3 protein-coding genes are annotated in these 6255 nt (G+C 34.7%); 1 reads left to right on the forward strand and 2 read right to left on the reverse strand.

The genetic code is table 11. The annotated features are described in order from the left end of the window. Positions 1–747 precede the first annotated feature (747 nt). On the reverse strand, positions 748–2673 hold the full coding sequence (gene mutL / locus HU235_RS15125) for a DNA mismatch repair endonuclease MutL (RefSeq protein WP_174880730.1): 1926 nt from the start codon (positions 2671–2673) through the stop codon (positions 748–750). Between the two features lie 32 nt (positions 2674–2705). Continuing rightward, positions 2706–5303 carry a DNA mismatch repair protein MutS gene (gene mutS / locus HU235_RS15130; RefSeq protein ID WP_174880731.1) on the reverse strand — a complete coding sequence of 866 codons (2598 nt, stop codon included), beginning with the start codon at positions 5301–5303 and terminating at the stop codon, positions 2706–2708. A gap of 222 nt (positions 5304–5525) precedes the next feature. Between mutS and HU235_RS15135 the strand changes: the two genes are divergently transcribed. Continuing rightward, a partial coding sequence (locus HU235_RS15135; protein WP_174880732.1) for a MerR family transcriptional regulator occupies positions 5526–6255 on the forward strand: 730 nt, incomplete at its 3' end.

The following is a 6255-nucleotide window of genomic DNA, read 5'->3' on the forward strand; positions in this document are numbered from 1 at the left end:
TGTTACTGTAATATGACTTGTTTGTTTTATTTCTAGTAACTCTTTTTTTTTTGTGTTGTGTTTTGTAGATGTTGGGGTGTGTAGTCTTCTTTAGGAGTTTTTTTTTTTTTAATGATACGGCGACCACCGAGATCTACACAAGGAGTATCGTCGGCAGCGTCAGATGTGTATAAAGAGACAGTGATATTATATTCCGCTAGATGGTGGTTAGGACTTGCTTTGAGCATTTTACCTTGGCTGCTATGGTGGAAAATACATAACAAAAATTATACAGGTGATCTTCTTAGAGCAGGTTTTTTTATGGCGATCATTTCTTTAATTCTTGATTCTATAGGACTTCAATTAGGTTTATGGATTTATCCATATAATATGTTTCCTTTTATTACAGGATATTTCCCATGGGACCTTACTTTACTACCTGTATCTATCATGTTCTTCATTGAATATAAATCTAAATGGTCACCTTTATTCAAAGGAATATTGTATGGATTATTTGCTGCTTTTATCGGTGAACCAATTGCAATGGCATTAGATTTATATAAGCCTGTCCATTGGAGTAATTTTTACTCTTTTCCTATATATATTTTGTTATTTCTATTATCAAACAAAATCGCAAAGTTATAAGGGTGACTAAGGAGTTAAGACATTTATTAATATACTGTTTCCTCCCTTTTAATAGAAATTAAACCTCTAATAATAAAAGAAGGGCAAAACACTGATAAATCATGTGTTTTGCCCTTAAATATTTTACATAACCCGCTTGAACATTTTTTCCATCTCATATGTCGAGTAATGAATAATAATCGGTCTACCATGTGGACATGTAAACGGATCAGAGGTTTTCCTTAACGTTTCAAGTAAAGCGAATATTTCATCGTTTCGCAAATGATGATTTGCTTTAATTGATGCTTTGCAGCTCATCATGATTGCCGCTTCTTCACGAAGCTTTTTTATATCGATTTTTCGCTCGTCTAATACTTGTTGAATAATTTCTTCAATCGTTGAGGATTCCTCACCCTTTGGAAACCATTGAGGGTGTGAACGCACAATATAACTATTTCTCCCGAATGGCTCTAAAAAAATGCCAACACGTTCTAGGATGTCTAAATGTGCTTCAATAATGACAGCTTCGTCTGTGGAATATTCAAACGTTAATGGAACTAACAATTCTTGAACCTCAGAATGAACTTCTCCAACTTTCTCGCGATAAAATTCATATTTAATCCGTTCTTGTGCAGCATGTTGATCTATAATATATAACCCTGTCTCATTTTGCGCTAAAATATACGTTCCATGCATTTGACCGATCGGATACAACGGCGGTATTCGTTCTTGCAAAACCTGACTTGTATTTTCTTCATGCATTTTTTCATCTAAATTAATATGTTGCTCATCTGAGATTGAATCCTCTTCTTGATTATTGAAAACTACCTCTTGATCTTCCTGTACAAATACTTGCTCAACATCTGGTGTATAGACGATCCTTTCTGTTTCAGAAGAAAGCGGGACGTTTAACTCGTTTTGTTCAATAGGCTCTTGTTGTTGAACAATATTTTGTCGCTGTTGGATCGGTTCCTTAAGCCCTGTGCTTTCTTCGCTACTACTAAAATGGTCAAACGTAAACTGTTGTTGTTCATCCAAACTTTTTACCTTTTGAGCCTTTGGTATTTCAACAGAAGGTATTAATTGCTCATTGCGGAAGACATCACGAATTCCGTTTGTGATTAGCTCATTTAATTCAGCTTCCTTACTGATTCTTACTTCAAGCTTTGATGGATGAACATTTACATCAACAAGGATTGGATCCATTTTAATTTCTAAAAAGACGATTGGATAGCGTCCGATCGGTAGCAACGTATGGTAACCTTCCTGAATCGCTTTAACTAGCGGATAATTCTTGATGAATCTTCCATTTATTATGGTCGAAATATAATTTCTTGATGCTCTTGTAATCTCAGGTAAAGCCACATAACCGTTTACTTCAAAGTCTAATGATTCAATCGTTAATTTCTTCATTTTTTTCGCTATCGCTAATCCATAAATAGCTGCTAAAACTTGACGAACATCACCATTACCTGTTGTATGCAATATTTTTTTTCCATTATGAATCAGTCTAATCGATACTTCCGGATGAGCTAGCGCGATTCGATTCACAATATCTGTAATATTCCCTAGCTCTGTATGGACAGTTTTCATATATTTTAATCTAGCTGGTGTGTTGAAAAATAGATTTCTAACCGTTATATCAGTTCCCTTTCGACTATTCGTTGAAACATGTTTTTCAACCTTACCACCTGTTAAAATAATGTTCGTACCTGGACCATTTCCTGTACTTGTTTTCATATCAAGTAAAGAAACGGAAGCAATACTTGGTAGTGCCTCACCACGGAAGCCTAAAGTTCGGATCCTAAATAAATCATTTTCATCTTTAATTTTACTTGTAGCATGTCGATGAAAAGCATTTAGACAATCATCAGGTTCAATCCCATCACCATTATCGATAATTCGGATTTTCCCTAAGCCCGCTTCTTCAATTTCGATTTCAACAACTGTACTATTGGCATCAATTGCATTTTCCAATAATTCTTTAACAACAGATGCAGGTCTTTCTACAACCTCACCAGCTGCTATTTTATTTGAAAGCTGCTCATCTAAACGAATGATTTTCCCCACTTGTTTCACCACCTTATGACAATACTAAATAACTATTTTACTTTTTTCTGTAACTTATATAGTTCATTCATCGCGTCCAATGGAGTCATTTCTAACAGATTCATCGTTTTTAATATCTCTAGAGCAGCCTTTTCCTTCTTAGAGAAGGCATGGACATTATGTTGTTTCTCTATGTTTACTTGATTCTCATCAAATAACGAAAGTTGTGAATCAAATACAACCTCATTCGATTTAACACTTTTCACTTCAACTGAATTTGGTTCCTTTTTCCCTTCTTCAAGGACTTTTAATATTTCCTTAGCACGTTTAATTAAAGGATTTGGTAAATCGGCTAGCTCAGCTACATGGATACCGTAGCTTTTATCTGCTGCACCTTCTTCAATTTTGTGTAAAAAGACAACCTTTCCGTTTTCTTCAATTGCTTTCACGTGAATATTTTTTAAAGAAGCTAGTTGCTCTTCTAGAATCGTTAATTCATGATAATGTGTTGAAAAAAGTGTTTTCGCACCAATATGCTCATGAATATATTCAATTATCGCTTGTGCCAACGCCATGCCATCATAGGTAGAGGTTCCTCTTCCGATTTCATCAAAAAGAATTAAGCTTTGACTTGTTGCATGTGTAATTGCGTTTTTCGCTTCAAGCATCTCAACCATGAATGTACTTTGACCTGAGATTAAATCATCAGCAGCTCCAATTCTTGTAAAGATTTGATCAAATATTGGCAATACTGCCTCAGAAGCTGGTACATAACAGCCAATTTGAGCTAAGATCGCCGTTAATGCTACCTGTCGCATGTACGTACTTTTCCCTGACATATTTGGTCCTGTAATCAACAGCATTTTCCGCTCATCATTAAATACACAATCATTCGGCACATATTCCTGTGCGTCCAGCACTTTCTCGACTACTGGGTGACGACCATCCTTTATGATTAGCTCCCCAGAATGTGAGAAAATTGGCTTTGTATAATGTCTGTTTTCACTAATAGTAGCAAAGCATTGCAATACATCTAATTCACTTAGTCGTTTTGCTAATTTTTGCAATCTAGGAATATAGTCTTTTACTTGTTCTCTTATATCGACAAACAACTGATATTCGAGCTCAACAATTTTTTCTTCTGCCTCTAAAATTAACGTTTCCTTTTCCTTTAATTCAGGGGTGATGAAACGCTCAGCATTTGTTAATGTTTGCTTCCGTTCATATAATCCTTCCTCAAGTAAATGTAAATTCGCTTTTGTCACTTCAATGTAATAGCCAAAAACTCGATTATAACCAATTTTTAATGATTTGATTCCTGTTTTTTGACGCTCCTGCTGCTCAAGCTGGGCAATCCATGTTTTCCCGTTACGGCTTGCATCCCGGTATTGATCTAATTGGGAGTTAAATCCATCTTTAATAATATTTCCTTCTTTAACTGATAAAGGTGGATTTTCAACAATTGCTACATCAAGAAGCTTTGTAAGATCATCACAAGCATCCAAACGCTCTGATAGAAAATGTTCATTTTGTAATGATTGGCATAATTCGTCGATACTTGGAACTTGTTGGAGAGATTTTTTTAATTGAACTAAATCCCGAGCATTAACATTTCCAAATGCTACTCTTCCGGCTAAACGCTCCAAGTCATAAACCTCTTTTAGTAGATTTCGTAAATCCTCTCGTTCAAAATAATTCGCCAAAAAGGTTTCTACCATCGATAATCTTGCTTCAATTTGCTCACGATTAACGAGCGGTTTATCAACCCATTGCTTTAACATTCTTCCGCCCATAGCTGTTTTTGTTTCATCTAATAACCAAAGCAACGAACCTTTTTTTCCTTTTGAACGGATTGTTTCGGTTAGCTCTAAATTCCGCTTTGAATAAAGGTCAATTTTAAGTGAATGATGCAAGTAATACACGTTTACTTTTTGCAGATGGTCAAGACTACGCTTTTGTGTTCTTTCTAAATAGGAAAGTAACCTTCCAAATGTTTGCTGCAGCCTTCCATCTTGTAAATGAATAAAAATATCTTGAAAATTCTTTGGGGTTGTCTGTTCCTCATATGACAGTGTTGCTTGACAGCGCTCAACAATCTGTTTTTTCCATTCCTCAGAAAAATCAGCTGAAATAACAACTTCCTTCGTTCCTACAGAATAGATTTCATTTAATAATTCATCAAAGCTTGAGCATAACGCAACAAGATTTTCTCCTGTCGTCAAATCACTTAAGGCCAGTCCAAATTGTTGGTCAAAATATGTTACTGAAGAGATATAATTATTCTCCTTATCATGTATCCCTTTTCCATCCATGACAGTACCAGGTGTGATTAATTGAACAACCTCTCTTCTAACAACACCCTTCGCATGCTTCGGATCCTCTGTTTGTTCACAAATCGCGACCTTATAGCCCTTTTCAACTAATTGTTCGATATAATTAGGCGCTGAATGGTAAGGAACTCCACACATTGGAATTCTTTCGTCTCCTCCACCATCACGACTTGTTAACGTTATTTCAAGTTCCTGTGATGCCTTTAATGCATCCTGAAAGAACATTTCATAAAAATCACCTAGACGAAAAAATAAAAAGGCATCTTGATAATCTGCCTTTATCTTTAAATATTGTTGTATCATTGGCGTATAAGTTGCCATTTTTATCCTCCATTATCTCTAAACGTTCTCATAAAAAATCACAATCTATTATAACATAATTCTACAATCTCTTGTTATGAACGAAATTGCCAAAGTTTAAATCGATAGTAAAAAAGGAATAATAAATTAAATTTCCTACTTGCTTCTCACGTAACGTTAGGTTTTAAGATAGAACTAAGGAGAAGGGGACCCACTTCAATCCAAATGAAAGGAATTTCTTTTATGAAGCATAATTACTCAATTGGTGAGTTTTCAAAGAAAACAAACGTATCAATTCGGACATTGCATTACTATGATGAACTTAATATTCTAAAGCCATCATTTGTATCTGAAAAAGGGAGACGATTTTATTCTGACAACGATCTTATTGAACTTCAAAAAATCATTACGTTAAAGTTTTTAGGCTTTACATTGGAGGAAATAAAAACGTTGCTACGATCAAATAAGTGGAATTTACAAGATTCCTTGTCATATCAAAAAAAGGAAATGATGAAAAAGCAGCAGCAAATTGAAAAGATGATTAACACTCTTGACCGTGCATTACATCTTATTGATCAAAATAAAGAGGTTGATCCAGCTATATTCACATCATTAATAAATAATATACAAATGGAGGAAGAACAAAAGGAATGGCTAAAAACGATATTAAATGAAGATCGAGTTAACGAAATATATGAAATAAGCGATGAAAAGCAAAAAGAAATAGAAAAAATGTTCTTTAATATTACAGATAAACTAAAAAGATTATTCGGTACTTCCCCTGAAAACGATGAAGTACAAGCTGTTGTTGCTGAATATATAAAACTTGCAGAGGATGCAACCAATACATCGATACAAAAACTATTTGAAGAATTACCAGATGATATAGACGATGATCCATGGCTGTTCCCTTCACCATTTACAATTGAGGAAGAAGAATGGATTGCCCAAGCGTTTGAAATCTATTTGAAGA

Source organism: Metabacillus niabensis (assembly GCF_902829255.1).
Lineage (GTDB): Bacteria > Bacillota > Bacilli > Bacillales > Bacillaceae > Metabacillus > Metabacillus niabensis.